This window comes from Nostoc sphaeroides (assembly GCF_003443655.1).
Classification (GTDB): domain Bacteria; phylum Cyanobacteriota; class Cyanobacteriia; order Cyanobacteriales; family Nostocaceae; genus Nostoc; species Nostoc sphaeroides.
The window spans coordinates 1,807,662-1,833,922 of record NZ_CP031941.1 but is presented as its reverse complement, the minus strand read 5'-3'; the positions used below and the strand labels follow the sequence as shown (position 1 = coordinate 1,833,922).

Here is a 26,261-nt window from a genome sequence, read left to right as displayed (position 1 = left end):
ACGCGATAAATTGCCGTCAAGACAAAGAACTGATTATTGTAAAGACGGCGATTTATCGCGTCTCTTGAGACGGCGATTTATCGCGTCTCTTGCCAAAACCTACGCAGTATTGAATACAAACCTAACCCCCAGCCCCAACCCTTGTAGCGTTGGGGAGTAAGATTCAAAGCCTCTCTCCTTTTAGGAGAGAGGTCAAAATGTATTGCATACAAACAAAAATTGCTATTTTACTATTAAAAAACATTAAGTATTTTATGAAGTTAGTATTAACTTGCCTATAAATCTACTGTTATACGGCAATCTCAGAAAATATACTTGCCGATAGTTGACATTATTTATGGTAAATATTACCATAAATTGCAGAAGCATCTTGTAAGGAAGCTCTTGCATGACAACAATGCCTTATTTGGACTATCTATATAAACAGCAAAGCCAGCAGAACCAGGAACTAAACCTCTCTGCGGATGATTACAGCTTGCTGACCGACCTTTACCAGTTAACAATGGCAGCTTGTTACACTGGCGAAGGTATAGAACAACGACGGGCAAGCTTTGAGTTAACTGTTAGGCGATTGCCAGAGGGTTTTGGTTATTTAATTGCAATGGGGCTGACGCAGGCATTGGAATATTTAGCCAAATTCCGCTTTAGTTTGGCGCAAATTGCGGCATTACAGGCAACAGGAATTTTTGCTCAAGCAGGCGATCGCTTTTGGTCACTTTTAGCTGACGGAAAGTTTACGGGTGATGTTTGGGCAGTACCAGAAGGGACAGCCGTCTTTGCCAATCAACCACTATTGCGAGTGGAAGCACCACTTTGGCAAGCGCAACTAGTAGAAACTTACCTGCTGAATACGATTAATTACCAGACTTTGATTGCTACAAAAGCCGCACGGTTACGGGATATAGCGGGAGAATCAGCAACACTTTTAGAATTTGGCACAAGACGAGCATTTAGTCCCCAAGGGTCTTTGTGGGCAGCGCGGGCGGCGTTGGCAGGTGGTTTAGATTCCACTTCTAATGTGTTAGCAGCGCTACAACTGGGACAAAAGCCTAGTGGTACGATGGCACACGCCCTGGTGATGGCGTTGTCAGCAATAGAAGGCACTGAAGAACAAGCTTTTAGTGCATTTCATCGATATTTTCCGGGTGCGCCATTGCTGATAGATACTTACGATACCATTGCTGCTGCTGAACGCTTGGCCGAAAAAGTAAATTCCGGGGAAATGCAATTAACAGGAGTGAGATTGGATTCAGGAGATTTAGTTACCTTATCAAAACAGGTGCGATCGCTCCTCCCAGGTGTGCCAATTTTTGTCAGTGGCGACTTGGATGAGTGGGAAATTGCCAAATTAAAAGCTGCTGGGGCTGAAATTGATGGTTATGGACTGGGAACGCGACTAGTTACAGGTTCGCCGGTAAATGGAGTTTATAAACTTGTAGACATTGATGGTATCCCAGTGATGAAGCAGTCTAGTGGTAAAGTTACTTATCCAGGGCGCAAGCAGATTTTTCGCTCGTTTTCGGGAGGGAAGGTAAAAGCAGACAGGTTGGGACTTTTAGGTGAAATTGCTTTGGAAGAAGAACCTTTGTTGCAGTTGGTAGTGCAGGAAGGTGAACGTATACAGCCGTTAGAATCGTTGGCAACAATTCGCCAGCGTACCGCCGCATCAGTTGCTAGTTTGCCACAACAGACACGGCGTTTGGATCATCCGGTGGCTGTAGAAGTGGAGATTTCTGAGGGGTTACGGGTGTTGACGGAGGAGACTAAGAAACGAACCGCAGAGGCACAGAGAACACAGAGGTAAGAAGTACTCTTTCAGTCTGTCTTAATTACGAACTTGTACTGAGCGACTCGCCCTGAGCGCAGTCGAAGGGAGCCGAAGTATTACGAATTACGAATTATTATGAGAGTTGCTTTGTTTGGAACTAGTGCCGATCCACCAACTGCGGGACATCAAAAAATTCTGAGTTGGTTGTCTGAGCGTTATGATTGGGTAGCGGTTTGGGCAGCAGATAATCCATTTAAGTCTCATCAAACACCCTTAGAACATCGGGCGGCAATGCTGCAACTGTTGATTGCGAATATAGACGCACCACGGCACAATATTGCTTTGGAACAAGAATTGAGTAGCTTCAGAACGCTGGAAACAGTTGAAAAAGCGAAGCTTATTTGGGGTGAGGATGCTGAATTAACGATGATCATTGGTTCAGATTTACTGAGTCAGCTACCACGTTGGTATCGCATTGAAGATTTGTTACAGGAAGTGCAACTACTGATTGTACCGCGACCGGGATATGCAATAGATGAATCTAGTTCAGAGGTAGTGCAAAAGCTGGGAGGGAAGATTGCGATCGCTAGTCTGACCGGTCTAGATGTTTCCTCAACAGCGTACCGCGAACATGGAGATTCTCAAGCCCTCACAGCCCCTGTAGTTGCCTATATTAATCGAGAGCATTTGTACGAATGCCAGGACGTTCACAAAAAAAGATACCAACTCCGTTAAACCAACAACCTTTAGCCGATTTCAAGGTTGGTGTTGATAATGTAATTTTTTCTGTAGATACTGTACAAAATCGGCTGTTAGTTCTACTAGTAATGCGACAGCAAGAACCATTTCTAAATCATTGGAGTCTTCCCGGTACTTTGGTACGTCCAGGAGAGTCTTTAGAAGATGCCGCCTATCGCATTATGGCGGAGAAAATTAAGGTCAACAATCTCTATTTAGAACAACTCTATACATTTGGCGGCCCAAATCGCGATCCACGGGAAGCAACTGATAGTTATGGTGTGCGTTATTTATCAGTTAGTTACTTTGCCCTAGTGCGATTTGAAGAAGCCGAATTAATTGCCGATCGCATGACTGGCATAGCTTGGTATCCGGTAAAACAAGTGCCACAATTAGCTTTTGACCATAATGAAATTTTGGCTTATGGGCACAGGCGATTACGAAATAAATTAGAGTATAGTCCGGTGGCTTTTGAAGTCTTGCCAGAAATGTTCACCTTGAATGATTTATATCAGTTATACGCCACAGTTTTAGGTGACAATTTTTCCGATTATTCTAATTTTCGGGCGCGTCTACTCAAGTTAGGTTTTTTATGCGATACCGGAATTAAGGTATCACGGGGTGCTGGCCGTCCAGCTAGTTTGTATAAGTTTGACGCGGAAGCTTTTGCTCCCTTAAAAGATAAACCTTTGGTGTTTATTTAATGAACCGTTCTGGGATGAGGGAGATGTGGTTCGACTTCGCTCACCAACCGGGAGATGAGGGAGAATAATAACTCCTAACTCCTAACTCCTAACTCCTAACTTCTAACTCCTAACTAACCAAAAATGAAGATTGCGATCGCTCAAATTAATCCGACAATTGGTGATTTGCTTTTAAATGCCCAAAAAATCTTAGAGGCGGCACAATGCGCAGCATCTAGCGGGGCGCGTTTGTTGTTGACACCAGAACTTTCTTTATGTGGCTATCCACCAAGAGATTTATTACTAAATCCTAGTTTTGTGGAAGCGATGGGCATCACTTTACAAAATTTGGCCCAGGATTTACCACCAAATTTAGCTGTGTTAGTAGGAACTGTTGAACAGAATATCAAAGCACATATTAGTGGTGGTAAAACCTTATTTAACAGCATGGCTTTGCTAGAAGATGGCAAGGTTAAGCAAGTTTTTCACAAACGGCTTTTGCCTACTTACGATGTATTTGACGAACGTCGCTATTTTGAACCAGGCTTAGAAGCCAATTATTTCACTTTAGATAATATCCATATTGGCGTAACTATTTGCGAAGATTTATGGAACGATGAGGAATTCTGGGGTAAACGTAGTTATGCAGTAAATCCGATTGCTGACTTAGCAATTTTGGGTGTAGATTTAATTGTAAATTTATCTGCTTCCCCCTACACTGCCGGCAAGCAGCAGTTTCGAGAAACAATGCTCAGACATAGTGCAATACGTTTTCAACAACCGATGATTTATGCTAATCAGGTTGGCGGAAATGATGACCTAATTTTTGATGGACGGAGTTTTGCCTTGAATTGTCAAGGTGAAGCTATGTGTCGCGCCCGTGGCTTTGATACTGATTTAGTAGTAGTTGAATTTGACGAAGCGCAACGGGATTTTCAATTAGGTTCTGTAGCACCTGTCTATGAATCGGAAGATGAAGAAATTTGGCAAGCGTTGGTTTTAGGAGTACGAGATTATGCTCGTAAGTGTCGCTTTTCTAAAGTAGTGTTGGGTTTAAGTGGCGGGATTGACTCTGCAATAGTAGCTGCGATCGCAACTGCTGCACTTGGTAAAGAAAATGTCCTTGGTGTTCTCATGCCTTCCCCTTACAGTTCTGAGCATTCTATCAGTGATGCTGTGGCATTAGCCGAAAATTTGGGGATTAAGACTCATCTTTTACCAATTGGGGAGTTAATGCAAGGCTTCGATCAAACATTAGGCGATTTATTTGCGGGTACTGAGTTTGGACTGGCAGAAGAGAATATCCAATCTCGGATTCGCGGTAATTTATTAATGGCGATCGCTAATAAATTTGGCTATCTGCTTTTATCTACCGGTAATAAATCAGAAATGGCTGTTGGTTACTGTACTCTCTACGGCGATATGAATGGCGGGTTAGCAGTGATTGCAGATGTTCCTAAAACCCGTGTGTATTCACTTTGTCAATGGTTAAATCGCAATAATCAAATCATCCCACAAAACGTCTTGACTAAACCACCCAGCGCCGAACTCAAACCAGGTCAAGTTGATCAAGACTCTCTACCGCCTTACGAAATTTTGGACGATATTTTGCAACGCCTGATTCACAATCACCAATCAGCAGCACAAATTGTTGCAGCAGGTCACGATCCGTTAATTGTAGACCGAGTAATCCAAATGGTAGCGCGGGCTGAATTTAAACGGCGACAAGCACCCCCCGGTTTAAAAATCACCGATCGCGCCTTTGGAACTGGTTGGCGAATGCCAATTGCTAGTAACTGGGTTGGTGTCAAAAACGCCTACCAGACTAAAACTGTATCTACACCTACCCTAGTCTGTTGGGATGGACAAGATGCCCATCCGCAAATAAAGTAATTATAGCGGTTCTCGAATGGAACTATGAAAGACCATCTCTGTAGAAATCAGGTCTAAGTAGAGCGGCGTGAATAATGAAGAGGTTTGTAGTGTACCCCTGCGGGGAAGCAAGCTACGCGCAGCCCTCATAAGAGGACTTTAGTCCTCTTATGAGGGCTGGAGCCGCTCACTACGAACTAATCTCAATATTTTTTACATTACTTAATCTAGTTTGATTTATTCTCACCGACTTACTTAATACATAAAAAATCCAAGTAGCAAAAGGACGTTTTCTACTCATGATGTAATCTAAGAACATCGGAGTTGATGTTCTTAGATTACATCTTATGCTTCCTTTTTGCTTAAGTTGACACCAATGAGCATTGCTGTGCCCCTACTATTACACACAATTAAAATCGGCTATATTGTCCCTCTACGAAGCATTTTGCAACTCGGCTGTGCGGATTGAAAGCTGCTGTGTTTGATTACCTCGTTGCACTTTCACCTGTAATACTTGACCAAGCCGACTGTCTTCTACAACGTTTTGCAATTGTTCAGCACTGGTAATAGCTTTACCATCAACTTGCAGAATTACATCCCCGCGTCGGATACCGGCAGATGCTGCTGGAGAATTGGGGACAACTCGCATCACAAAAACACCATTAATTTCTGGTATCTGAATCGGAGAGTTAGGATCGGTGTTATTTTGCTTGGCAAGATCGGGTGTCAAAGTTAGCATTTGCACGCCCAAATAGGGGTGAGCAACTTTGCCATCACGTTGTAGTTGCGCTGCGATCGCTTTAGCTTTATCGATAGGAATGGCAAACCCAATACCCATCGCGTCAGGACGAATGGCTGTGTTAATGCCAATCACTTCACCTTGGCCATTCAATAGCGGCCCGCCAGAGTTACCAGGGTTAATAGCAGCGTCTGTCTGAATGAAATCCAAGCGTTTGTCACTAATACCGACTTGGGCGCTAGAACGTTTGAGGGTACTGACAATTCCCAAGGTAACGGTGTTATCAAATCCCAAAGGATTACCAACTGCGATCGCCCAGTCTCCTACTTGCACATTACTAGAAGAACCCAAGGGCGCGACTGGTAAATCGTTACCAGCGTTAATCTTGACTACTGCCAAATCTGTAACTTCATCAATACCTTGAACTTTCCCTTCAAAGGTGCGGCCATCTTTGAGTCGGACTGTTACTTTATCAGCCTTATCAACCACATGAGCATTAGTCAAAACTAACCCGCTCTTGTCAAGAATGAAACCTGAGCCTAAACCGCGTAACTGCTGCTCAGGAGGCATCTGTTGAGAGAAACCGTCACCAAAAAACCGCCGGAAAAAGGGGTCTTCCATAAATGGATCAACCCGACGAGTAATTGTCCGCTCAGTATCAATACGGACAACTGCTGAACCAACACGATTGACTGCTGCTGTGACAAAGCTACTGCTACCGATCGCACCAGTCGCTGGTAATTGTCGTTGGGCAATGAGTTTTGAAGTTTCAACAGTTACTGTCGGTGCTGGTTCGGCTTGGGATGGTAACACTTGCAATGTGCTAACCGTTAGCAAAACTCCTAGCGCGATCGCTAAAACATGAGTACTGAGTTGACGTAAAGACCTGGGTAATTTGAAAAATCGCATAATCACAACCTAATCTATAAGACTAATTGTTGCTCAGTCGTGACAAATCTATTTACAGTTATTTTTACTTTAGGTTTCGCCTGCTCTTTCCCAGACTGGGGTTAAGGCATTTTGCGAGTTACCTGGGACTTCCAAGTAAAAAAATATTCCATTGCTATTGTTCACTGTTGACCGTTGAGGGTTCACGAGTTTTCAGTCAACAGTCAACGACTTGAATGTGGAATAATTTATTTTTTGGAGTTCCCCCTGTAATCAACTTAATAGAAAATTTAACCCAAAAGCTATCATGGACATTTCCCATTTACAAGTTCGGTTTTTACCCATTAATAAAAATTTTGGGTTTTGGACAAAACTGGAAGGCAATGAAATAATTCGTAATTAAAAGAGCAGCGTGAATAATTCAAGGTTTGTAGTGAAGGCTTCAGCCCTCATAAGAGGACTAAAGTCCTGACTACAAAATAATCTCAAGATTTTTTACCAACTTACTTGTAAAGTAAATAGACACCTGGCTAATGAAAATTAGTCAGGTGTTAACTTTTGTATAAAATTTCATTCCGACTGTCTGCGCCTAGCTGGGGTAAAGAGTTGATGGCTGAGTGGGGTGTGAGGGCAACAGGAACAGTTGGAGGTTGTTGTAATTGTTTTACAACCTTTTGTAAAAGTTGGTCTTGTCCAGTTCGCAAACCCCAGACATTTGTCCCTCGGTTGATAATAGCAAACCAAACCAAACCGCGATCGCGTGTGGGCATCACTCCTGCCAAAGCACTAACATCGCGGAGAGTGCCAGTTTTAATCACAGTAGCAAGGGGAATGTGTCTGGAGTGTAGTGTCCCCCGGTGATCAAATCCAGACATGGGGAACAAGTCAGCTAGATTCAGTTGATGGGCAGATGCCTCACCTTGAATAGCCATCAACATGGCACAAGCAGCTCTGGGAGAAATGCGATTTTCTGGCCCTAATCCAGAACCATTGATTAACTGAATTTCCACTTGTGGCACTCTCGCAAGATTAGCAGCAGTTGATTGCACTACAATTGCTCCTCCCACTGAGTCTGCCAGCATCTCTGCCATATCGTTGTTACTGTAAACATTCATTTCCTTGATTAGTTGTTTCAAGGGCAATGAGCGATGACGCAGTAACAAAGTTTGTCCTGGGTTTGGTTGCGCCTCAAATTTCACCGCACCAGCAATGACAACTTGAGGCTTGGGCGTTCCCTTGGGCATGATTGAGTGTGTATAAATAGCGGGGCGGCCCCAAGTCGCACGATTTAGTGTTTGCTTGAGCATCAAACCCGCTAGCATCGGCTGACGTTGGAAATTCATGGCAAAACGGCCATTAACGATCAAATTTCCCTTTACCTGCTTGATGCCCATTTTATTGAGAGTATTACCAAGAGCGATCGCTTCTTCCCAAACAAACATCGGATCGCCACCACCAGTAATCACCAAATCGCCTTGCACAACCCCATTTACCACCGGGCCAGTGGCACTGACTAAAGTATCAAATTGGTAGTCTGGCCCCCAAGTTTTCAAAGCAACTAATGAAGTAGCAATTTTGGTTAAAGAAGCAGCTGGCAGAGGTGTTGTACCTTGGTGATTTGCCATCAGCATCGGCCCCGACTGCATCCAAATTCCCTGACTCTGACCCAGATTTTGCGCTATCAGTTTCGATGCTACTAGCTGTTTCAGATATTCCTGCACCGTAGTAGCCCCAGTTGGACTGGGATCGGGGGCAAGAACTAAGCCAGGGCTACTTTGCCAAGTCAAAGCATCTAAGGCATCTAGAGGTTTGATTTGTACCCCGGCCATCTCTAGCCAGAGCGACACCAAACCTGAACCCAATAATTCCAGCATGTTTTATCCCTCTGTTTAAGATGTGACACAGTGTTTAGGGAACTCCAAAAAATAAATTATTCCACATTCAAGTCGTTGACTGTTGACTGTTGACTGTTGACTGAAAACTCGTGAACCGTCAACGGTCAACAGTGAACAATAGCAATGGAATATTTTTTTACTTGGAAGTCCCTTACTGTGCTAATATACAAGCTTTTTTACAAGAATCAGCATTGAGTGATAATAACTGCTGTTTTCTCATTTGTAAGTAGGGTGAATCATAAGTAGTCAGACAGAATTAATTACACAATGTCATTGCGAATGGAGCGAAGCGGAATGAAGCAATCGCAAGGGCTGGGATTGCTTCGCTTCTCTTCGAGACGCTAACGCGAACGCTCGCAATGACTGTAAATATTTTTGTCCGACTACTTATTGTTTTCGCGGCTCCTTGGACAATGCCAAAATGCCCATTGCTCATGAAGATAGCCGCATGGGAATAAAAGGGAAAAGGTTAAAGGGATGAACAGGTCGCCCACAAGGGGCGAGGTTTTTACCTTCCCCATAAAATTTGGATTATTTTGCCCACAAGGGGCGAGGTTTTTACCTTTCCCCCTTCCCCTTCTTCATAAAAAATCTCTAGCTGAGGCAATGATATGAATTAGTTATGAGAAAAGTTTATAGCGGTTTTCCTTTACGTGAGGTATACCCGTAAGGGCACGGCACTGCCGTGCCCCTACACCTTGCGATGTAATGCTTGTACCGCATCTGAATGGGAACCGCTATATGGTCAGGTATGAAGCGATCGCACTCATCAAAATAATTCAGAAAAAGATAATTCGTAATTCGTAAATTAATTAGTTAAGGATTCATACCCCGACTAATTATAGACCAACAATTTTAGAATTTAGTACGGAACCCAAACCCGAAAATTACGTTAGCGCAGCGCGTTCGCTCTTAGCGTCTCAAAGAGAATAAGTCCGCGAACGTAATTACAAATTACGAATTACGAATTAGTTAATACCTACTTTCTTTCTGGATGCGCTACAACCTCTGGTGAAGGATTACCCATCTGGTTAATTGTGGCAATCATCTGATACAAGCGTCCCAAGTCGCGTTGATTGAAGTATAAAACGAGGCGGGGTAGTTCAACAGTTTCATCTTGTGCTTCTTGAGGTAATGCCTGACTTTTTTCAATCCGTCCTTGAATAATAATGTCGCTGAAATTAGCATTGAGTTGCTCTACCTGAGCATCTGATATATCTGTCTTCAGACGGATGACTAACTTATTGCTTACATATCGGCAGGAGTGATAAACCTGGTAAAAACGAGTAATGGCATCACAAGCCACATCCAAGTTGTCTGTCACTGTGTAAAGACTGGGGTCTTCAGGACTGACAAGACCATTTTGTACGAGTTGCTTATCAATATATTCGCTCCAAGAGCGCCAGTAATCACCGCCAGGGTGGTCAATTAAAACTAAAGGTACTGGGCCAAATTTACCAGTCTGGCTTAATGTCATACATTCAAAAGCTTCATCTTGAGTGCCAAAGCCTCCCGGAAACAAGGCTACAGCATCACTTTCTTTGAGGAGAAACAGCTTGCGGGTAAAGAAATATTTGAAGTGAATCAGCTTGGGATCACCTTCTATAAACGGGTTCGCTTCTTGCTCAAAGGGTAACTGAATATTTAATCCAAAGGAATTTTCTCGCCCAGCCCCTTCATGACCCGCCTGCATGATTCCACCGCCACCGCCGGTCATCACCATAAATCCTAATTGAGAAACAGCGCGAGCAAACTCAAGGGCCATTTGGTACTCTGGTGTATCTGGTGCTAGACGAGCAGAACCGAAGATGGTAACTTTGCGAACGTGTCGGTAATCATAGAAAAGCTGGAAACCGCGCTCCATATCTGCTAATGCAGCCGACAATATTTTCCAATCAAGACGCTCAATTTCGGTATCAGCTAGACGAACGATAGTAGCAAGTGCTTGCTGAATAAATTGCCGATTTTTTAATGTCGGTAAACGAGCGATTAATTCAGCGATATCCGCCTGTAAAGACTCTAATGTGTCAAACGACGCAGATGAGGTCATGAGAACTGCCGCAACAATGGCACTATATTTTACGTGAACTACTCACACTGTAGCAAGCAGGATATACGCTTCTGATGTACAGTTATACCATTTCACTTTAATAATACGCTGCTGTAGGGGCATGGCATTGCCATGCCCCTACGATAAATCTATATGTATCAGGATTTTGTAAATTGGTATTATAGCGGTTCCCATTTAGATGCGGTACAACATTATATCGCGGGGTGTAGGGGCACGGCAGTGCCGTGCCCCTACGAGTGTATTTAAAACGGGCTTTGAGGTAATATTGGTCATTACTCAAGCTGAGATTCCCATCTTTTGAAATTGGAACTCGGAAGATGGTGTTCAGAACTCGGAAGATGGTGTTCGGAACTCGAAAGTTAGTGTTCAGAACTCGGAAGGTGGTGTTCGGAACTCGGAAGGTGGTGTTCGGAACTCGGAAGGTGGTGTTCGGAACTCGAAAGTTGGTGTTCAGAACTCGGAAGGTGGTGTTCGGAACTCGAAAGTTGGTGTTCAGAACTCGGAAGGTGGTGTTCAGAACTCGAAAGGTAGTGTGCAAAGCTTGGCTTTTACTTCAATCCCAGTTCTTCCTTCAACGCCTCCGGCACATTCACTGCTGTCTCTAATCCCCGCACATCTTCCCACTGCTGCTTTTTACCCCAGGTGATTTTTTCCATATTGGCGTCGCTGAGGTCAGCACCTCCAAGTATGGCGTAACTTAGATCACTATGGCTGAGATCCGCACCATTGAGGATAGCACCACTGAGGTTACTGCCACTGAGGTTAGCACTCTTAAGGTTGGCATAGCTGAAGTCTGTACCGAAAAGGATCGCGTCGGTGAGGTCGGCACCACTAAGGTCGGCTTCGCTGAGAATCACCCCACTGAGGTCGGCTTCGTTGAGGATTACCCGACTCAGGTCTACACCACTGAGGTCTGCGCCTAAGAACATTGCACCGTTGAGTCTGGCGTTGTTAAGCTTGGCACCGTTAAGTTTGGCATAGCTGAGGTCAGCGGCGATGAGGATGGCATCACTAAGGTTGGTACTGAAAAGAATTGTGTCACTAAGGTTAGCACCGTTGAGGATGGCGTGGCTCAAATCAGCACCACTGAGGTCAGCACGACAAAGGTCGGCATGGTTAAGGTTGGCGCTGCGGAGGTTGGCTTCACTCAAATTCGCACCGAAAAGGATGGCGTTACTGAGGTCGGCATGGCTAAAGTTGCTGCTGCTGAGGTCGGCACGGTTGAGGTCGGCACGGTTCAAGTCCGCACGGTTGAGGTTGGTGCTGCTAAGGTCGGCGCGATTGAGGTCGGCGCGGCTAAGGTTTGCACAGCTAAGGTTTGCACCACTAAGGTTGGTGCTGCCAAGATCAGCACCACTGAGGTTTGCACCACTGAGGTTTGCACCACTGAGGTTGGCATCGCCGAGGTTGGCACCGCTAAGGTTGGCACCACTGAAGTTTACGCCAGTTAAGTTGGCATCGCCGAGATAAGCAAGGCTTAGGTTTGCACCCCTAAAGTCTGCCCCAGTCAGGTTGGCATCGCCCAGGTAAGCACCTTTAAAGTTACCGCCTCTAAGAAATTGCCCGACTATACTGCTAAAATTGCCAATTTCCAGAGCATCGCTATAGTTGATGATCCGCAGCAGTTGGGATGTGAAAAAATTGTCTGTATCTGGTTGAGCAGATGGATAGAAGGTGATTTTTTGTTTGAGTTCATCTCGCTCTTGGGCGTAGCGGTGCAACTCTAACAGTAAAATTAGTACGTTTAGCCCTGTATATATATCAACCTGTCTCAGCCCGATCGCAATATTTTGCGCCGCTAAGTTTAACATTGTTTTCTGAGGTAGGTTATCATCTGGTGTCCCATCGATAAATTCTCCCTGACACCAGCGATGATAAAAATCTTCTAGCCGCCAAAAAAGTAGTTGTGAGCGAATTTTTTGACTAGTCACAACCAATTCCATTAGTTGGTTAACTATTTCTGGTTTCAGCGCCCCATTGCCCAGTAGATCATAAATCTCTTCATGCATCTGGCGATCGCACACTCTAAAGGAAAACCCAGAAGGTAGTGTTCCTGATGTCTGATTACCTATCTTAGAAGTCAAACCGCCCTTTGGTATTGCCCATTTTTCTAAGCTTTCTTGCAGTCTTTGAAACCATAAATCTTCCTGTAAATTATCTTGACCCAATTTAACGCTTTTATATGGTTCTTTAATACTTTTTCCTAGAGGTAAAACTACTTCGGTTTTCACAGATGTGGTCTTTGGCATCTCTTCTAACCTTATATCCCTCACATAATTTCTCAGCAGTTGCCAAACTTGAGATAAATATGTTGACATTTCTGTGTCCGTTGTTACATTTAAATTACTGTTTTGATAATTCGGAATTAAAATTTTTTCTATGGTAGTTTGCTTGCCATTGCCAAAAATTAATAGTATCAATAAATACTACACGAAAAATATCATGCGTTGGCGATATCTCCGATGGGTTAAACCAACGGTGTTCCTGGAGGGCGGCTTCTCGCTAACCTGTAGTAATCTCAAGTTCCTTCTCCTGATGTAAACAAAGTGTCATCAGAAAAAATCTTTAAAAAATCAAGTAATTTTCCGCCTTTGGCTAATCTGTGATACTTTTTTCCCAGGATATTTACTAGTCTTATGTAAAAATAATACTTACTGTTTGTGAGAGTTGCAATTGTTAGGAAAAATTCTGCTGTACAACAGTGTGAACATTGCCCAAAAATCGCAACTGAAATTGAAGTCTAAAGTTGGCTGCTTGATCTAAAGCATCTGAGAAAATCGACAAAAAGCAGGCTACATAGCTTTGCAAAAGTTAAAAATTAACCACGGAATGACTATCGGAGATACAGGGGATGAAGAACAGTTTAACTTTTTATATGATTTTGTTACATGGTTTGTTTTTAGGAATAGCAACGGCTAGCGCCAAGTCAACGTCTGTTAACATTGATACATTGTCAGTGAACCAGAAGGGTGTGCGGGTTGGAGAAGCCGTAGTAACAGCCAGAAGTGGAGAAAAATCCAATAGTCAGTTAATGACAGAAACTTCTTCAGCTTTATCACCCAAGAATATTAATATTCCCCAAGAAAAGAGGCTAGCGTCAGGGCAAGTTTGGGTGGTTAATCAAAATAAACACGCACAGCCTCAACCGTTTATTTGGGTAGTAAAAGACCTGAAAAAAGCAGGACAGCAACCATTTTTGCAAGTTGCAAAACCAGCAGAAAAGCCTAAACCTAGCAAAACACCAACAACAAAGGATGAGTTAGAGCCATTTGATGAAGTCATCAAAGACACCCAAAAGTCAGGGGGATTGTTCACCCTATATCGTAATAAAGAAAAGAATAAAATTTATTTAGAAATTAAGCCAGAGCAACTCAATAAAAATTATCTAGCTACGGCAACCCTGGAATCGGGCATTGGTGAACGAGGAATTTACAGTGGTATGCCTCTGCAAGATTTTTTGTTTTATTTCCAGCGAGTAGATGATAAATTAAACTTTGTGATTCGCAATGTTAATTTTCGCACTCGTGAGGGAGATCCGCAGGTGCGATCGCTAGCCCGGTCTTTTAGTGATTCTGTTCTCTACAGCATTTCCCTTAAAAGTATTCATCCAGAACGCAAAACTCTTCTTATCGACTTAGGAGATTTGCTACTGACAGATTTAGGTGGATTATCTGCAAGTTTAGGAGTTCCAGCAACCACAGACCAATCTTATTTTGGGACTGCCAAAGCTTTTCCCCAAAACTTAGAAATTGAGTCAGTTTTAAATTTCTCCGGTAGCGGTGATCGTGACAGTGAAGTGGCAAGCTTTGCCTCGTTAGCTGATAACCGTGGTTATACCTTGCGCGTCCACTACAGTCTCTCCCAACTACCTGATAAAGATTATCGCCCGCGCCTTGCTGACGAGCGCATCGGTTATTTCATCACCGCCTACCAAGATTTATCGAAAGACGATCGCGGCGATTCTTTTGTCCGCTACATCAATCGCTGGAATTTGGAAAAACAAGACCCGAAAGCAGCAATTTCTCGTCCCAAAAAACCGATTGTCTTTTGGATTGATAACGCTGTGCCCTTAGAGTACCGCGATCCTATCAAAGAAGGCGTTTTAATGTGGAACAAAGCCTTTCTAAATGCTGGATTCAAGGATGCAATTGAAGTCCGTCAAATGCCGGATGATGCCACATGGGATCCAGCAGATATTCGTTACAACACGATTCGCTGGATCAACACAGTCGATGGTTATTTTGCAATGGGGCCATCTCGTGTTAACCCATTGACTGGGGAAATTTTGGATGCAGATATTCTCGTCGATGCTAGCTTTGTGCGGGCACTTAAGAGTGAGTATCGCAAAATCGTCCAACCTAGCCAAACTGAAAATCGCACTACTCTATCAGCTTTGATGCAAAATCGTCTACTTTGCACCAATGGTTTAGATGCGAAAGATAATGGTAAGCCCCAGCAAACGCAAACACAACAGGAGTTGTTAAATCGTTTATCGAAAATGGCAGGTGAGTACGATTTATGCTATGGCATGGAAGCTGCTAACCAGTTTGCCTTTGGTTCGCTGGCAATGTCACTGCTTCCAGATACTATGGCCACTCCAGACCAGGTGAAAGAATATATCAATCAATATTTACGTTTAATTATCGCTCACGAAGTTGGACATACTCTTGGTTTACGCCATAACTTCCGTGGTAGTACACTGTTACCACCCGACGAGATGAATAATACGGAAATTACCAAAACTAAAGGTTTGACAACTTCGGTGATGGATTATATTCCGCCCAATATTGCCCCTCAAGGGACAAAGCAGGGAGATTATTTTCCCACTATGGTGGGGCCTTATGACGACTGGGCGATTAAGTATGGCTACGTACCAATTCAAACATCAACTCCGATCGCAGAAAAGCCAATTTTAGAAGAAATTGCTGCACAATCTTATAAGCCAGAGTTGAGTTATTCCACAGATGAAGACATGTATGACCTTGACCCAACTTCTGATGCTTGGGATAACAGTGGCGATGTCCTGCTTTATTCTCAGTGGCAATTGAATAATTCGCGGGTGATGTGGGAACGTCTCGATAAGCGTTACCCAATGGCTGGTGATAGTTACAGCGATGTGAGCGAACGTTTTAGCACAGTATTGGGTAACTATTTTCAGCAAATATATTACACCACAAAATACATTGGCGGACAGTCTTTCTATCGCATCCACCCCAGCGAAATACCCTCTGGAGTTAGCCAACGCCGATTACCATTTGAACCAGTCCCAGTTGAAGAACAACGACAGGCTTTAGAAACACTGCAAAAGTATGTATTTGCAGAAGATGCCTTCAGCTTTTCACCAGAACTATTGAATAAATTAGCACCTTCCCGTTGGCGACATTGGGGTAGTACTCCGCAAGTTGGTCGTTTGGATTTTCCAATTCATGACTTGGTGTTGTTCATGCAAGGTTCTGTGTTGCGGGATTTACTCTCAGGCGATCGCCTCTCTCGCCTCAAGGATATTGAACTGAAAACTAAGTCAGGAAATGCACTGAGTCTGCCGGAATTATTTGACACTTTGCAATCAGATATCTGGACAGAAGTAATCAAACCAAAAGGTCAACCAATGAAGATTGCTAGTTTACGGCGAGGCTTGCAACGGCAATACCTGGACATTTTGACGGCTATGGTGTTGCGAAAAGAATATGTCCCAGAAGATGCCCGGACTCTGGCGTGGTATAAACTCAAACAACTTGATGAGAAACTCAAGGGGGTTAATTCCGAAGATGAATACACCAAAGCGCACATATTAGAAACACGCGATCGCATAGAGAAAGTCTTAAATGCGCCGTTGCAAGCGAATTAAAAAAGTTGTAGAGACGCGATCAATCGCGTCTCAAAATATTACCCGATAAATCTCCTACTCAGGTGCAACAAGCGTTAACCTGCGCTGCAATTCCCAAAAGTTAATGATGTTATCAACAACGTCATTCAGGGAACTATAACTACAAATGAGGTTAAGGAAGTTTGTAGTGATGAGAGTTGTACCATTTCTATTGATATTCACAACTGGATTTTTCACTTCGGGAATGCAGTTACCAGCAACGGCTCAAGTGACATCCGATAGTACAACTAACACCCAAGTCAACTCCAACGGTAATAATTTTAATATTCTTAACGGTATAGAAAAAGGTAATAATTTATTTCATAGTTTCAGTAATTTCTCTGTGCCTACAGGGAGTTTAGCAACTTTTGATTTAACAAACACACCAAATATTACTACTATATTTAGTCGGGTGACGGGTGGAAATGCTTCTAATATTGATGGATTAATTAGCACAGCAAATAATAGTAACCCGGTAAGCTTATTTTTAATTAATCCGGCGGGTATTGTATTTGGTAAAAATGCGGCGTTGAATATTGGTGGTTCGTTTGTGGGGACGACAGCGAATAGTGTTAAGTTTGCCGATGGAGTTGAGTTTAGTGCCGTAAAGTCAGTAACATCACCATTATTAACCATGAGTGTCCCCATTGGTTTGCAACTCGGTAGTTCTGCAAGTCCAATTCAGGTGCAGGGAAAAGGCAATGATGGTATAGTGCCTACCAATAATTTAGGAATAGTAGCAAGTCCGGGAAAGACCATCGCCTTAGTTGGCGGAGATATCACATTTACAGGTGGTGTAATTACTGCCCCTGTGGGTCGAATTGAAATTAGTGCAGTGGGTAGTGGCACAGTGAGCCTGACACCGACACCCGCAGGATGGCAGCTAGGTTATGCACAAGTGGAAGATTTTCGAGATATTAACTTTACACAGCGTTCCTCCCTGTGGAATCCCTACCCTGTGGGCAATCCTTTTGGGGGTATTCAAGTAGTGGGTAGGGATATTCACCTGGATCAATCGCAAATTGCCGCAGCCACTACCGGCACTGGACGGGGTGGTAGTATTACTGTGAATGCAGCGCGATCGCTCTCTCTAGATGGTGTCAATGCCAATGCTCAAGCTCCCAGCGCCTGGATTGTCAATCAAGTAGCACCAGGGGGAACGGGGAATGGGGGTGATGTGAATATTCAAGCCGGACGATTGACTTTAAAAGATGGTGCAGCAATTGAAACTTTCAGCCTGGGTGCAGGGACAGCAGGGAAAGTCCAGGTAATAGCAGATACGATTACTGCTAGTGGTGCCATTGCTCTGAAATCTCCACTAGCACCTTCTGGGAGTAGCAGTAGCCGCATCGGTAGTCAAACTTATACTTTGGGAGATGGGGGAGATGTCAATCTAGTTGCCCGCAAACTAACACTGGAAGATGGCGGTTTAGTGGGAAGTATCGTCTTTCCAGGGGCTACAGGAAGAGGTGGAAATATTTATGTTGATATCGCTGATGAGATTTCTGGCACTGGTGTGAGTCCGATAAGTTTGCTCAATAGCGGTATAGATACTTACACCTTCGGGATTGGTAATAGTGGGAGTGTGAGAGTCTCTACAGGGACATTGAATCTGAGCGATGGGGGAGGGATTTTTAGCTTTGCTAGTCGTGTGGCAGGAATACCAGGTACGGGTATTGGTAATGCCGGGGATGTGACCGTGGTAGCACGACAAAGTATTAATCTGGTGGGTGCATCCCCAATTTCACCAGCCCAAATCAGCTTTATTGGTAGTAGTACTACTGGTTCTGGTAATGGTGGTAATCTCTGGGTGACAACACCTCTGCTTTCATTGCAAGACGGAGCAACCTTGGCAACAAGTTCTCTATCTCTAATTGGCAGCTTTGGAGATGCCAGCCAGTCCAATAATTTGGGCAATAGTGGCAATATCAGTGTAAATGTAGGAGAATGGTTAACCGTCAGTGGCATCAATCCGTATACACTCGCTTCTAGTCTCTTAGGCAGCGCCACCTATGGCAACGGTAACACAGGAAATGTCAAGATCCAAACTAATCAATTGCAGGTACTTAATGCTGGGGCAATTGCCAACATTACTGGCGGTACTGGCGATACAGGGGCTTTGACAATTCAAGCAAATGACATTCTGGTAGAAGGTAAAAATATCCACACCTCAGCGATTGCTACTGCTGCCTTAATCCCGCTTGAAACCGCCCGTCAATTTTATAATCTACCGGACGTACCCACAGGCAACATAGGTGTATTAAACATCAATACTCACCAGCTAACGGTTCGTAATGGAGGTAGGGTTACTGTCACCTATGAAGGCACAGGTAACGCCGGACAGTTAAACATCGAAGCTGATAGAGTCTCTTTGGATACTGGGAATATTACTGCTACCACTGTATCTGGAGAAGGCGGCAATATTAATCTAGTGCTAAGAAATGCTCTTGTGAGTCGTCATGGTAGTCAAATTACCGCAACCGCAGGCGGCAGTGGCAATGGCGGTAATATAAAGATTAATTCTCCCGTGATTGTTGGGTTAGAAAACAGCGATATCATTGCTAATGCTGTTACAGGTAATGGTGGTAACATCAACATTACAACTCAAGGCATTTTCGGTCTAGAATATCGCAACCAACTCACTCCTGAAAACGATATTACCGCCAGTTCCCAATTTGGTGTTAACGGTACAGTCAATATTAATAATTTTGGCGTTGATCCAAATTCTGGTTTACTAGAATTGCCCGTAGAATTAACAGATTTATCTAAGCTTATTGCTACAGGTTGTTCTAGTAATACTGGCAGCAGTTTTGTCGCCACAGGACGGGGTGGTGTACCGCAAAATCCAACGCAGGAAATTAGCAGCGATCGCACTTGGTCTGACATCCGCGATCTCTCTACATACCGCAAAACTGGTAATACCACTGCCCAAATACCGACCTCCCCAGAAGCTCTTGTTCAAGCTACTTCTTGGCATCGCAACGAATTAGGCAAAATCGAGTTAGTTTCAGATAAATCTCCTAGATACTTGCAGCAACCATTAACCTGTGCTGCTATTACCAAAATTAAATGAGGATTATGCTTTTGGGGCGACCTGGTGGCTACTCTTGCCCTCAAGGATCGTAAAATGCGATCGCGTATTTCCTGATAATCTGGTCTAACTTCTTCACTAGCTTGTCTATCTTCTTCTAGCGGTGGCTTTTAAACGAGTAATAAAATGGACTTATTGTAAATTAATTTATGTATAAAAAACTCCAAATGAGGCAGCAGATGAGAATTTTCCTCCTGCTACCTCTGTTTTTTCCTAACTACTCAACGCCTTTAAAAACCGTTGCAAACTTTTAAACACACTCGGCTTTCTCGCAGGTGCAGCATCTGTTGTTGTTTGTGGTTGTCCCTTTAAGAGGATGAGATCCAACTCATCACCCGATGGTTTTGTAGGTAATTCCGCAATTCTTTGATATTCGCCGTTAGTTTCCAGCCAAACTTCCCACAGCCCTGGATAGCAGCGACATAGGGCACTTTCATCATCTATAGGGCGGAGATAATAGGCAGATTCAATGGTACTGAGAAAGCGATCGCGGATTTTTCTAGCTGTATAACCAATGCCTACAGTTCCAGCATCTTCTAAGCGGGGATTTAACAAGACTAAAGGGCGATCGCCTATTACTTCACACAACTTTTCCAACTGCGGTACTTCTACGGAAGTGGGCGCGATAAATAAGAAAATTTCATCCTCTGGCTGAATTTTTGTCTGCAAAGAAGCAGCCCTTCCCGTACCAATATCCAAAATTTGAAATGGTGCATCAGCCCAATCGCGTCGGGCTAAAGCCGCAGCCCCAGCGTCAGCAAAGAAAATCTTCAAACGAGAATCATATTCTGTAAACAGGGGCAGAAATTGTTCCGCCACCGGCATAAACTTGAGTTCTGGGAACAGGAACTCAACTTGTATGCGAGTACAGCCATCTGCAAGGGCAGCTTGGACAGCTACACGAGATTGAGCGATCGCATCTTCAAGAGTATTGGGAAGTTCACTCATAGTTTGTTATGTGGGTTTAGCATTACTCCCATTGTTCCAGTATTAGCTCTTATTGAGTAGGCTTAATAAGACTTGACTCGTTTGACTCGTTCCCAGTCTCCGACTGGGAATGCATTCATTGAGTCTCTGACTCAATATAAAACTTGAGGCAGCAGCCTCCAATCAGGCATTTCCATGCTCTGCATGGGAACGAGAGTAACAAGAGAATAATGAGAAATAGAGCTTTTTTAGACTTGTGTGTACACCGTAGTTTCCAAGGGGAGGGTTAGCGCTCTTTTATTACTCCGAAAAAATAAAATATTTGTAGGTTGGGTTGAACATTCGTGAAACCCCAACAAAATCAGAGATTGTTGGTGTTGGGTTTCGTTCCTCAACCCAACCTACGCCTACGCCTAAGTTCATCAAAGTCCTTAAAAATAAGGGTGGATGATTTTTATCCCGGATTAATGTTGTCTGTTGCTATTGATATGGGAATCTTAACAATAAAGTATTAATATCAGCGTCTTTTATGAAACCTGTTTTGCGTAAAGGTCAATTAACAACATGGAAAGATGACAAGGGCTTTGGCTTCATCCGCTCCAGTGATGGCAATCAAGACGTTTTTCTTCATATCACTGCACTCAAAGAAACAAATCATCGTCCCCAAGTTGGTGATGTGATTTGCTATCAGCTAACGGTTGATAAAGACGGAAGAGTTCATGCTTGCAACGCCTTCATTGAGGGAGTTGTATCCAAACCTATACAGAGAAACTCACCTTCTGTAATAGAGAAACCAACATTCAAACCCACAGTGAAATATTCTTTAATATTTGAGGTGTTGCTTTTATCATTGTTACCGGGTTTAGGAGCAATACATTTTGCATTAACGACTTTCAACCCAATCCCTCTAATTCTCTATCCTGTAATGAGTTTTATTACCTTTGCCCAGTATGCGGATGATAAATATCGTGCAAAGCAGGGGCGTTGGAGAATATCAGAAAAGAGATTACATTTATGTGAATTTATGGGTGGATGGTTGGGGGCATTCATTGCCCAACGAAGATTACGCCACAAAAGTAGCAAGGTTTCATACCAAGTTGTATTTTGGGTAATAGTAGCTATTCACATTGTATTTTGGTTAGATTGGCTTTTCTTGGGTAGAAGACTAGTAGGTTTAGTTTTTAGAGGATAGCAAAGAACCCTTGCAAAACAAACTGCTGAGTCGGGATTTCCTGACTGGTTGCCCATTTATTGAAGAAGTATTGAAGAAGTGCGATCGCATAAAAGACACGCTCAAAATTTTACCTGTTGGTAAAAGACTTGTTTAAGGCTTTGGGCGACGCGCCGATCAGATAAAACCTAGATATTTTGATACGCGATATCCAAGCCAAATCCCCACAAGGCCACCAATGACGCTGAAAAGAATCGAGGTGAATGATAGCACACTTCCACCCCACAAGGCAGGGATATAACTACCAATTGTAGAGCCAACGAACATCCCAATTCCAATGATGAATTTATTCATTCAAAAAAAAAGCCTCAAAAGTAATCAAAATAAGTCATGCTTGAACTCCTTTATGACTCAAAATATTACCTTTTGGGAAAAGATTTATTTAACCCTTTTGGCAGTCGTGACAGCAACTTGAGAAAATAGCGCTACCAGGAAAGTTTAAGGTTGCCATTTGCGCGTAGGCGTAGCCCATCGTTCGCGTAGCGTCTCGCAGAGAAGATATCGCAACCTGATAGTCATTCACAATTAGTACAATCGCCTCTAAACACTGCAAAATATCCTACTTTGGGATTATACTGAAATAGGTTTATTGTGTTCAATGTATACATAGTGCTAAAGCCAAGGCACAATGAAATTTGTTTTCAGCCAGGACTATGAAATATTCCGTCGCTGTATGATTGCGGCTCGTAAGGAAGCAAAACTAACTCAACAGACGCTTGCTAAATCCTTGAATAAGCCACAATCTTTTGTAGCCAAATATGAAAACGGTGAACGGCGGTTAGATGTAATTGAGTTTCTGTTAGTTACTCGTGTAATCGGGGTAGATCCTTGCAATATTCTGAGAAAAGTCGAACAAGGAATATCTAAAGCATCTTGTGAGGAGGAGGTATGAATACACAGGATGTAATCAAGCTTGCATCTCAATATTTAGATAACTTATCCGGTCATACTTTTGATATTTTAGATATATCTAAGCCTGTAACTGTAGACGCAGCAGTAAACTTGGCCAAAGTTATCTCAAAGCTTTCACCCTTACTCGGAAATTTAATCGAATTTAACACAGTTGAATTTTTGAATAAGCAAAATGAATTTTTTGAATTTGGAAAGTGGCAGAGGCAAGATCCGGGGTTTCCAGATACTATTTTTGTGTGAAGAGTTCAACCAACACCAGGATTAGAAATTAAAGCATGGTTTCCATTAGCAACGGAAATAACAGCACGCTTTAAAGACAGTCAAAATCACTTTAAGTACGATCAGACCTATGTTGCTATGCTGGCATGGTTGCCTGAGAAAATTATCTATGGGAAGCCTCGTATTCTTGATGTATGTGTTGTCTCTGGTTTGTCGGTAGCTTTAGCTAGAGATACTCATTATCATAATCCGCCAGATTATCTTGTTTTGGAGCCAGAGGATACAACTCAAAGAACAGCAAATTTGCAGCAGACAAACACTAGCGGTTATAAATTTCAAGGATCTGTTGAAGAGTTATTATAAGCTCAAAAAATAGTTGATTCATGGGGTGTTGAAGGAAAAATATATAAACCAACTAGAGAATATCAGCACCTTTTACGTGAACTATTGATCCGGTACAAATACAGACTGGATACTAATTTCGCTAAGATGGACAGAATTGTGCATCCAGGTATTGAAAAATTTAAGCAGCGTGTCTATAACATTGAAGTTTCTAGCATTACAGTTGGTCAATGGAATAGACTTCTATCCAGCCGTCGAGAAGACAGCATCAAGAAATCTCTAAAAGATTATCTAGAAATTAGAGAAGAGAGCATTGATGAACTTCTTGATTAAATCTCTGAACTCCATAATAAAAATAATCTGGATCAATTTCGCAAGAGTAAGCTTTTCGTCTCAGGTTACGTGCTGCTAGAGATGCGCTGAATAGTCCTCCGAAAGGTTCCCATATAACATCATTTTTATCACTTGACGCTTCAACAATAATGCTCATCAAGTCGAGGGGCTTCTGATTAAAGTGTACTGCTTTTCCAGAGAGAGTCTTAATTCTCTCATCACCCCGTAGAGCTTGCCGATCCCAAACATTTGTAAAACCATGAGGGCATCTGAATTTGGAGCGCATTTTACTCCATTCTTGCCCTGTTAAAGATTGGTTTCCATCCAAAGAAAAATAAGGTCTTTCTTCTGGATTACCATGCTTATTTGCATAGTTCACTAACCTCTCAAACATCTCTGGAGGAGGGAAATACCATAAGTGTCCTTGATCGAAATATTTCCTAGTTGCAGCATTAGCTACACCACAAGCATCGTTTGCCCGTTGTAGTGGTAATCCAGAACGTTTCCACTCTTTTAGCAACCATACTTTCAACGTCAGTTTGTTGACTTTAACTTCTCTTACATATTGAACGCACACTTCTGTAACTACAGGGAATCTACGAATTTTCTCTGTATTAATATTCCCTGCTATAGGACTAATATTTGATTTCTGAAAAAGCTCGGGTTCTACTCGAAAAGCCTAATTCCCTACTCCCCACTCCCCACTCCCCACTCCCCGCCTACGTAGATAATTTCAAAAATCAAATACGATTCCTATATATGACCTTTTCCTTTGTTCCAAATATTACAATTAACATAACGCCAACCGTGCTTTTCTAAAACGGGATGCACAACAGCCCAGCCAATTTCTGAATTCCAAAACCAGAGTGTTGTGCATGGTATAGCTGCTTTTGACCATGCTTCAATATGAGGTTCATACCAATTTGGTAAATCAATATGATCTGAAGTATCTCCTTCAAAACCAAGAACACCGTAAGCTCCATCTGAAACGATGACTGTAGGCTGCTCCCAATTGTTGTAATGATCGAGACTATTACCCAGATATAGAGCAACGCTTTCATCATTCCACGCAGAAAAATTTAAGTTGGTGTTGAGGTTTACTACTTTCCCCCGACCAACTGTGCTGGTAGCCTTGTGTTTTAAAGTCTTGGGAGAACTCGGTTCTGGGTTAGATAGACTCATTTATTGGTTTACATGGCTCTGAAACTTGAGTATCTCTGAGTTTATCCTGTTTTGGGATATTTACATAGTGATAGACAGTAAAATTAACCAGAGACACGCTCAATATGCAATATTTCCTATCTCACAGGTAGGTAATTTATGATATTTAATTTATCCCGCGCCCGTGTTTAGCTAGTTTATACGGCTAGTATTCCCACAGGTATGCGATTATGTCACATTTAATTTAACGCTTAACTAAAGATAAATCCGGTGTCAGCCTTTGCAAAACTTGCTTCAACACCATCACTGTCCAATCCACGTCAGCTTCGGTAGTATCACGCCCTAATGTGATGCGAATTCCACCCAAAGCCGCTTTTTCGGAATAACCCATCGCTAACAATATCGGACTAGGGCTAAGTTTACCACTGTGACAGGCAGCACCAGCACTGATGCCGATGCCAGCAAGGTTTAGCTGTCGTACCAAGGTTTTACCGCTAAGTTTTTCCCCGTCGGCGTATTCTAAGCACATACTCACATGGTGAGGTAAACGATCGCAGCTATCCCCTGTAGCAATTAAACCAGGAATCTCAACTAATTGGGCAAAGGCGCGATCGCGTAACTCAATTAATCGTGGTGTTTCTGTAGCCAATTCTTCGGCTGCTAATTCTGCTGCTACACCAAACCCCGCAATTATCGGTACTGCTTGCGTACCAGAACGCAGTCCCATTTCTTGTCCACCGCCACCCAGTAAAGGCATCAATTCCACACCAGGACGCATATATAACGCCCCTGCACCTTGAGGCCCATATATTTTATGACTTGAAAGGCTAAGTAAGTCTACGGGTAGTTGTTGCACATCTATAGGTAAGCGTCCCGCAGCTTGCACCGCATCTGTATGGAACAAAGCCCCATGCAATCGCACAATCTTACCCAATGCTGCGATCGCTTGCACAGTTCCAACTTCACTTTGTCCGTAAATTATAGAAACTAAAACTGTGTTATGTCGCAATGCTGCTTTTAAATCTAGGGGGTTGACTCTGCCTTTAACATCTACAGATAGGCGCGTAACTTCCCAACCCCACATTTCTAGCAACTTTACTGTTTCAGAAATTGCCGAATGCTCGACGCTAGAGATAATAATATGTTGAGGAACAGCATACAACCGAGCCACACCCATAATCGCCAGATTATTTGCTTCGGTACCACCAGATGTAAAGATTATTGATGCTGGATCGACAGCGTTAATTAATCCAGCAACTTGAACTCTGGCTTGTTCCACAACCGTTGCAGCCCTTTGCCCCCACTCATGTAAGCTGGAAGGATTACCCCACTGTTCGGTGAGGACTGTTTGCATAACTGCGATCGCTTCTTTTCGAGTCGGAGTAGTGGCGCTGTAATCTAGATAAATTTGCATATAACTGAATAATAGTGAGAACACACGGGGACTTATAACCCTCTTTTACCCCCTTAAAAAGGGGTCGCCGCAGGCGGGGGGATCTTAACCGAACCGTATTGGTAGGCTGCT

21 protein-coding genes and 2 pseudogenes are annotated in these 26,261 nt (G+C 43.1%); 12 read left to right on the top strand and 11 right to left on the bottom strand.

All coding sequences use genetic code 11. The annotated features are described in order from the left end of the window. Positions 1-388: 388 nt before the first annotated feature. From D1367_RS08350 to D1367_RS08335, 4 genes are all read left to right on the top strand, one after another. Positions 389-1,804 carry a nicotinate phosphoribosyltransferase gene (locus tag D1367_RS08350; protein ID WP_118165615.1) on the top strand — a complete coding sequence of 472 codons (1,416 nt, stop codon included), beginning with the start codon at positions 389-391 and terminating at the stop codon, positions 1,802-1,804. 99 nt (positions 1,805-1,903) lie between these two features. Further along, a complete protein-coding gene (locus D1367_RS08345; RefSeq protein ID WP_118165613.1) occupies positions 1,904-2,503 on the top strand; it encodes a nicotinate-nucleotide adenylyltransferase in 600 nt (199 codons plus the stop codon). After that, complete coding sequence (locus D1367_RS08340) at positions 2,464-3,210, top strand: NUDIX hydrolase (protein ID WP_012411955.1); 747 nt, start codon at positions 2,464-2,466, stop codon at positions 3,208-3,210. The genes D1367_RS08345 and D1367_RS08340 overlap by 40 nt, the downstream gene beginning before the upstream one ends. A gap of 123 nt (positions 3,211-3,333) precedes the next feature. Further along, positions 3,334-5,082, top strand: a complete 1,749-nt coding sequence (locus D1367_RS08335) for an NAD+ synthase (RefSeq protein ID WP_118165611.1) — start codon at positions 3,334-3,336, stop codon at positions 5,080-5,082. 412 nt (positions 5,083-5,494) lie between these two features. On the opposite strand, the gene D1367_RS08330 is transcribed toward D1367_RS08335, so the two are convergent. The 6 genes and pseudogenes from D1367_RS08330 to D1367_RS33415 all read right to left on the bottom strand — a co-directional run. Then, positions 5,495-6,709, bottom strand: coding sequence for an HhoA/HhoB/HtrA family serine endopeptidase (locus D1367_RS08330; protein WP_118165609.1), 1,215 nt, complete (start codon positions 6,707-6,709; stop codon positions 5,495-5,497). Positions 6,710-7,239: 530 nt separating this feature from the next. Next, complete coding sequence (locus D1367_RS08325) at positions 7,240-8,562, bottom strand: D-alanyl-D-alanine carboxypeptidase (protein ID WP_118165607.1); 1,323 nt, start codon at positions 8,560-8,562, stop codon at positions 7,240-7,242. A 1,000-nt stretch (positions 8,563-9,562) separates the two neighbouring features. Further along, the gene (locus D1367_RS08320; protein ID WP_118165605.1) at positions 9,563-10,633 is read right to left on the bottom strand and encodes an LOG family protein; all 1,071 of its coding nucleotides are present in this window, start codon (positions 10,631-10,633) and stop codon (positions 9,563-9,565) included. Positions 10,634-10,730: 97 nt separating this feature from the next. Beyond that, positions 10,731-11,192, bottom strand: coding sequence for a hypothetical protein (locus tag D1367_RS30050; RefSeq protein WP_147337342.1), 462 nt, complete (start codon positions 11,190-11,192; stop codon positions 10,731-10,733). A 10-nt stretch (positions 11,193-11,202) separates the two neighbouring features. Further along, positions 11,203-11,658, bottom strand: a complete 456-nt coding sequence (locus D1367_RS33265; protein WP_476739225.1) for a pentapeptide repeat-containing protein — start codon at positions 11,656-11,658, stop codon at positions 11,203-11,205. 30 nt (positions 11,659-11,688) lie between these two features. Beyond that, a pseudogene (locus D1367_RS33415) lies at positions 11,689-11,922 on the bottom strand (pentapeptide repeat-containing protein); the annotation flags it as partial. On the opposite strand from D1367_RS33415, the gene D1367_RS33255 reads away from it, so the two are divergent. After that, the gene (locus D1367_RS33255; RefSeq protein WP_476739224.1) at positions 11,822-12,124 is read left to right on the top strand and encodes a pentapeptide repeat-containing protein; all 303 of its coding nucleotides are present in this window, start codon (positions 11,822-11,824) and stop codon (positions 12,122-12,124) included. The pseudogene D1367_RS33415 and the gene D1367_RS33255 sit on opposite strands and share 101 nt — an antisense overlap. On the opposite strand, the pseudogene D1367_RS33250 reads toward D1367_RS33255, so the two are convergent. Next, a pseudogene (locus tag D1367_RS33250) lies at positions 12,031-12,465 on the bottom strand (pentapeptide repeat-containing protein); the annotation flags it as partial. The gene D1367_RS33255 and the pseudogene D1367_RS33250 sit on opposite strands and share 94 nt — an antisense overlap. A 1,040-nt stretch (positions 12,466-13,505) precedes the next feature. Here D1367_RS33250 and D1367_RS08310 point away from each other — a divergent pair. Together D1367_RS08310 and D1367_RS08305 are read left to right on the top strand one after the other, a co-directional pair. Further along, positions 13,506-16,502, top strand: coding sequence for a zinc-dependent metalloprotease (locus D1367_RS08310; protein ID WP_118165603.1), 2,997 nt, complete (start codon positions 13,506-13,508; stop codon positions 16,500-16,502). 169 nt (positions 16,503-16,671) lie between these two features. Further along, complete coding sequence (locus tag D1367_RS08305; protein ID WP_181985106.1) at positions 16,672-19,593, top strand: two-partner secretion domain-containing protein; 2,922 nt, start codon at positions 16,672-16,674, stop codon at positions 19,591-19,593. 231 nt (positions 19,594-19,824) lie between these two features. On the opposite strand, the gene D1367_RS08300 is transcribed toward D1367_RS08305, so the two are convergent. Continuing rightward, on the bottom strand, positions 19,825-20,559 hold the full coding sequence (locus D1367_RS08300; RefSeq protein ID WP_118165599.1) for a DUF1995 family protein: 735 nt from the start codon (positions 20,557-20,559) through the stop codon (positions 19,825-19,827). A gap of 508 nt (positions 20,560-21,067) precedes the next feature. On the opposite strand from D1367_RS08300, the gene D1367_RS08295 reads away from it, so the two are divergent. The 5 genes from D1367_RS08295 (at position 21,068) to D1367_RS31700 (ending at position 23,263) form a co-directional block, all read left to right on the top strand. After that, the gene (locus tag D1367_RS08295; RefSeq protein WP_118165597.1) at positions 21,068-21,730 is read left to right on the top strand and encodes a DUF1294 domain-containing protein; all 663 of its coding nucleotides are present in this window, start codon (positions 21,068-21,070) and stop codon (positions 21,728-21,730) included. A gap of 10 nt (positions 21,731-21,740) precedes the next feature. Next, positions 21,741-21,866: a hypothetical protein gene (locus D1367_RS32720; RefSeq protein WP_267255540.1), complete on the top strand. Its 126-nt coding sequence runs from the start codon at positions 21,741-21,743 to the stop codon at positions 21,864-21,866. A 531-nt stretch (positions 21,867-22,397) separates the two neighbouring features. After that, positions 22,398-22,661, top strand: a complete 264-nt coding sequence (locus D1367_RS08290; RefSeq protein ID WP_118165595.1) for a helix-turn-helix domain-containing protein — start codon at positions 22,398-22,400, stop codon at positions 22,659-22,661. Next, complete coding sequence (locus tag D1367_RS31705; RefSeq protein WP_220451021.1) at positions 22,658-22,921, top strand: hypothetical protein; 264 nt, start codon at positions 22,658-22,660, stop codon at positions 22,919-22,921. Before D1367_RS08290 ends, D1367_RS31705 begins: the two co-directional genes overlap by 4 nt. Before the next feature lie 117 nt (positions 22,922-23,038). Beyond that, complete coding sequence (locus D1367_RS31700; protein WP_220451020.1) at positions 23,039-23,263, top strand: hypothetical protein; 225 nt, start codon at positions 23,039-23,041, stop codon at positions 23,261-23,263. 277 nt (positions 23,264-23,540) lie between these two features. Here the strand turns inward: D1367_RS31700 and D1367_RS08280 are convergent, their stop codons facing one another. The 3 genes from D1367_RS08280 to D1367_RS08270 all read right to left on the bottom strand — a co-directional run bounded on the left by D1367_RS08280 (position 23,541) and on the right by D1367_RS08270 (position 26,150). Next, positions 23,541-24,152 carry a DNA methyltransferase gene (locus D1367_RS08280; protein ID WP_220451019.1) on the bottom strand — a complete coding sequence of 204 codons (612 nt, stop codon included), beginning with the start codon at positions 24,150-24,152 and terminating at the stop codon, positions 23,541-23,543. A 176-nt stretch (positions 24,153-24,328) separates the two neighbouring features. Continuing rightward, a complete protein-coding gene (locus tag D1367_RS08275) occupies positions 24,329-24,757 on the bottom strand; it encodes a hypothetical protein (RefSeq protein ID WP_220451018.1) in 429 nt (142 codons plus the stop codon). A 223-nt stretch (positions 24,758-24,980) separates the two neighbouring features. Continuing rightward, the gene (locus D1367_RS08270) at positions 24,981-26,150 is read right to left on the bottom strand and encodes a cysteine desulfurase family protein (RefSeq protein ID WP_118165593.1); all 1,170 of its coding nucleotides are present in this window, start codon (positions 26,148-26,150) and stop codon (positions 24,981-24,983) included. Positions 26,151-26,261: the final 111 nt, after the last annotated feature.

Excerpts from the sequence above, each read along its gene's own strand:
- D1367_RS08325 (WP_118165607.1), bottom strand. The coding sequence starts at position 8,562 with ATGCTGGAATTATTGGGTTCAGGTTTGGTGTCGCTCTGGCTAGAGATG.
- D1367_RS31700 (WP_220451020.1), top strand. The coding sequence starts at position 23,039 with ATGCTGGCATGGTTGCCTGAGAAAATTATCTATGGGAAGCCTCGTATT.
- D1367_RS08270 (WP_118165593.1), bottom strand. The coding sequence starts at position 26,150 with ATGCAAATTTATCTAGATTACAGCGCCACTACTCCGACTCGAAAAGAA.
- D1367_RS08320 (WP_118165605.1), bottom strand. The coding sequence starts at position 10,633 with ATGACCTCATCTGCGTCGTTTGACACATTAGAGTCTTTACAGGCGGAT.
- D1367_RS31705 (WP_220451021.1), top strand. The coding sequence starts at position 22,658 with ATGAATACACAGGATGTAATCAAGCTTGCATCTCAATATTTAGATAAC.
- D1367_RS08275 (WP_220451018.1), bottom strand. The coding sequence starts at position 24,757 with ATGAGTCTATCTAACCCAGAACCGAGTTCTCCCAAGACTTTAAAACAC.
- D1367_RS08310 (WP_118165603.1), top strand. The coding sequence starts at position 13,506 with ATGAAGAACAGTTTAACTTTTTATATGATTTTGTTACATGGTTTGTTT.
- D1367_RS08290 (WP_118165595.1), top strand. The coding sequence starts at position 22,398 with ATGAAATTTGTTTTCAGCCAGGACTATGAAATATTCCGTCGCTGTATG.
- D1367_RS33255 (WP_476739224.1), top strand. The coding sequence starts at position 11,822 with ATGGCGTTACTGAGGTCGGCATGGCTAAAGTTGCTGCTGCTGAGGTCG.
- D1367_RS08330 (WP_118165609.1), bottom strand. The coding sequence starts at position 6,709 with ATGCGATTTTTCAAATTACCCAGGTCTTTACGTCAACTCAGTACTCAT.
- D1367_RS08345 (WP_118165613.1), top strand. The coding sequence starts at position 1,904 with ATGAGAGTTGCTTTGTTTGGAACTAGTGCCGATCCACCAACTGCGGGA.
- D1367_RS08300 (WP_118165599.1), bottom strand. The coding sequence starts at position 20,559 with ATGAGTGAACTTCCCAATACTCTTGAAGATGCGATCGCTCAATCTCGT.
- D1367_RS08305 (WP_181985106.1), top strand. The coding sequence starts at position 16,672 with ATGAGAGTTGTACCATTTCTATTGATATTCACAACTGGATTTTTCACT.
- D1367_RS08350 (WP_118165615.1), top strand. The coding sequence starts at position 389 with ATGACAACAATGCCTTATTTGGACTATCTATATAAACAGCAAAGCCAG.
- D1367_RS08295 (WP_118165597.1), top strand. The coding sequence starts at position 21,068 with ATGAAACCTGTTTTGCGTAAAGGTCAATTAACAACATGGAAAGATGAC.
- D1367_RS08335 (WP_118165611.1), top strand. The coding sequence starts at position 3,334 with ATGAAGATTGCGATCGCTCAAATTAATCCGACAATTGGTGATTTGCTT.
- D1367_RS08340 (WP_012411955.1), top strand. The coding sequence starts at position 2,464 with ATGCCAGGACGTTCACAAAAAAAGATACCAACTCCGTTAAACCAACAA.